Origin of the sequence: Rhabdochromatium marinum, from assembly GCF_016583795.1 — a bacterium.
Classification (GTDB): domain Bacteria; phylum Pseudomonadota; class Gammaproteobacteria; order Chromatiales; family Chromatiaceae; genus Rhabdochromatium; species Rhabdochromatium marinum.
Genome location: NZ_NRRS01000167.1, coordinates 1 through 2,990 on the forward strand (window position 1 = coordinate 1; position 2,990 = coordinate 2,990).

2 protein-coding genes and 2 pseudogenes are annotated in these 2,990 nt (G+C 49.7%); 2 read left to right on the plus strand and 2 right to left on the minus strand.

Features of this window, described 5'->3' with window-relative positions:
* A pseudogene (locus tag CKO36_RS20020) lies at positions 1-132 on the plus strand (IS481 family transposase); the annotation flags it as partial.
* A gap of 49 nt (positions 133-181) precedes the next feature.
* Here the strand turns inward: CKO36_RS20020 and CKO36_RS19040 are convergent.
* Positions 182-1,204: a protelomerase family protein gene (locus tag CKO36_RS19040; RefSeq protein ID WP_200286475.1), complete on the minus strand. Its 1,023-nt coding sequence runs from the start codon at positions 1,202-1,204 to the stop codon at positions 182-184.
* 160 nt (positions 1,205-1,364) lie between these two features.
* Between CKO36_RS19040 and tnpA the strand changes: the two genes are divergently transcribed.
* Positions 1,365-1,796, plus strand: coding sequence for an IS200/IS605 family transposase (tnpA, locus tag CKO36_RS19045; RefSeq protein ID WP_200286476.1), 432 nt, complete (start codon positions 1,365-1,367; stop codon positions 1,794-1,796).
* A 127-nt stretch (positions 1,797-1,923) separates the two neighbouring features.
* On the opposite strand, the pseudogene CKO36_RS20610 reads toward tnpA, so the two are convergent.
* Positions 1,924-2,741: pseudogene (locus tag CKO36_RS20610) on the minus strand (IS982 family transposase).
* Between the last annotated feature and the right edge of the window lie 249 nt (positions 2,742-2,990).

Here is a 2,990-nt window from a genome sequence, read left to right on the forward strand (position 1 = left end):
CTCTACAACCAACAGATCCCTCAACGCGCGTTGGGCCATGTCGCCCCCATCCAGGCGTTAAAACAATGGTACGAACGCGAGCCAGAATTGTTTTCAAAGCGGCCTTACAATCTTCCGGGACTTGACACCTAAGTAAGACTGGTATAATTGAGCATACCAGCACGGGCGCGCTAAGGTTGAATCAGAATTTCTCAATCGGGTTAGGGATTTTCCAGTAATCGAATCCGTCATTCATTAAGCTGTCAGCGAAGCTCATGAGTGGCTGGCGGTCGTTTTCGAGAATTCGATAGACTTGATAGTCTTGCGCTGATTTTTTATCTGAGTGTGCCAGCACGCGACTATAATAAAGATTTGTACCCTTGCGAGACTTGTTAAAGCCGACATGAGCAATGGCGGCGTAAGCTCCGCGAGCACCATGCAGTGTCTCTAGATTGAACTCGCCAAGCTCTCGACGAAGTAGCTTGTTCAGTTCCTTGTTGCAAGCGTTCGTTTTCGTAACTGATGCGTCGATAAAATCGGGCTTTTTCTCTCGAAGTGCTGCAAGCGCTGTAATCACTTCGTTAGCGGATACAAGCGTAGGGATAACAGTATTAAATCCGTTATCATCGCCTTTAATCTTTGCTCGGCCAGTAAAGTGAACAGCGGCATTGCCGAGTTTTTTAAAATGGGCTTTTGCAAGAATCTCATACTGACGACGGCCAGTGACAACGCACAATCCGACAGCGATATGTGAGTAAAACCTCGACTGAAGCATTGAGCGTGCTTTTTCAAGGTACTCAAGCGGCTTGACAATCGGCTCTGCATCTTCTTGTTTCAACTCGGTTGCATTATTTTTTCCTGCATTGAACTCCTCAATATCGGCTGGTGAGATATTCAGAACCGCCAGCACCAGCGCCGACTTCAAATCATCTTCAGAGCCGTTCCAAAAACCTGCTTCAATCGCTTGTAGGGCGCGTTCTGAGTGCTCTTGAAGCGTCGAGCCAGGTAAGCGTGGCATCAAGCGAGAGAGCTTGCGAGCAGCCACTGAGTTGAACGGTCTGCGGTACTCACCATTGGCATTCTTGCGAGAGCAGATGTTAGGGCGTGCTTGCTCAAGCTGACTCTCAACCTCGACACATATCGCGGCAACCTCTGCAAAGCTGCGGGCGACATTGACTGAGTTTACAAAGTTGTCTAACTGGTCTTGCTTGATGTACTTCAGCATTTTCGGCTCCGGTGCGGTTGTCCCTGGGTAGTGCCTCAGTCTATAGGCAGCAATTCTCAATTTAAGACCATGTTATACTTCATTGTCCGAAGTAAGGTTGAAACCACCGCCTTTAGGCGGTCAGATTTATCTTTGAAGCCTTTTGCAAGGGTTGTTAAAGATGGAGTATCGCTACGGTAGCCATACGGTTTTCAAGATTCAGTATCATTTTGTGTTTGTCACGAAATATCGCTATCACGTTCTAAAAGGAGACGTTGCCCTGAAAGCGCGTGAATTGATCCGCCAAACCTGTCAGGCGTTCGAGATCGAGATTCTCAAGGGCGTCGTGAGCAAAGACCATATCCATATTCTGGTCTCTGCGCCGCCAACTATGGCACCAAGCGAAATCATGAGGCGAATTAAAGGGCGCACATCGACAAAGCTCTTTGAGACATTTCCGGGGCTAAAAAAGCGTTACTGGGGTCGGCATTTCTGGGCGCGTGGCTACTTTTGTGTGACCTCTGGCGAGGTGACAGACGAGATGATCAAGCACTATCTTGAGCATCACTTCGAGCCACGGGCAGAGGACAACTTCCGGACAGAGGCACCCTAAACGGGTCTATTTGACCCGTATCCGGACTTTCAGTCCGTAACTTCAACCCACCAGCTTTAGCTGGTGGTTGTTGAGATAAGAACAAGTTCGCATTTTTTGAATAACCCAAGTTGCCACCTTGGCTGATTCAAAAAAGGAAATTGAGGCTACAGGCCAGGATAAAGAATGCTGTCTTGAATTCAAAACCGGCAGCGGTCACGCTGTGGATATGCTTGGGTAGCAATCGTTCGATGAGGCTCCCTGTGGTTTCTACAGCATGACGCGCGGAGGACATCAAATACGTCAGTGCCGGTTCGTGGGGACGCTTGGAGTTTTTCTTGCGAAGCGGCTGCAGATGTAAACCGGCATCCTCCAGAAGATCTTCATAGCCGTAGTCGTTATAGGCTTTATCGCCCGTGATGGTCGCCTGATCCGGGAGATCGAAGACATATTGTTTCAATGCTTTGGCATCGCTGTCGGCGCCGGGTGTCAGAAAAAACTCGACGGTTGTCCTTGGGCCGTGACCAGGAGGTGGATTTTTAACCCATAGAAGTAGCGGCGTTTACTCGCCTGGTAGCCGCGCCACGCTTCACCTTGATAACGACGGCAGCGACGAATCCGGATGTTGTCGCAGACTGGGAGCGGGAAGCTGTCGATGATATAGAGGCGTTTGGTGTTCGATTGATGCCCCAGGCTGGCTAGAACGTGAAACAATGGCCTCACGAACGGTTCGCAACGATAGAGACGGCGCACGAAGCGACTGGCACTGAGCCGACGTGGGAGATAGCCTGTTTCATGCAGAAACCGATGGGCTCGCTGAAAGCATCCGCCAAACTCGAGGGCGACGACCAACGCGGTGGTGAGAATTTCCGCGTCGGAGACCTGACACTGTGGATCTTCACGATGACCGAGTGCTTTCAACAGATCGTCACAAAGGCAGTATACGAATATAATCTTTGTGTCCATCGGGGTTCCTCGCCAGTCGTTGTGCAGTAGGGGTACTTACAACGCTAGCAAACTCCGATGGACACCAGCTTATCAAGGTGGCAACTTGGGTTTTGAATACCTGAAAATTCAATGCTAAACCACGTCAATTTAGAGGTGCGTAATTCTTATGCTATAGTTTGCGCTCCATTGTGCCACGCATCGTTTGGGCGCGCACTTGCCGACATTTTGGTGACAGGATCGTTTCATGTTGACGTTAGATCTTGCCAA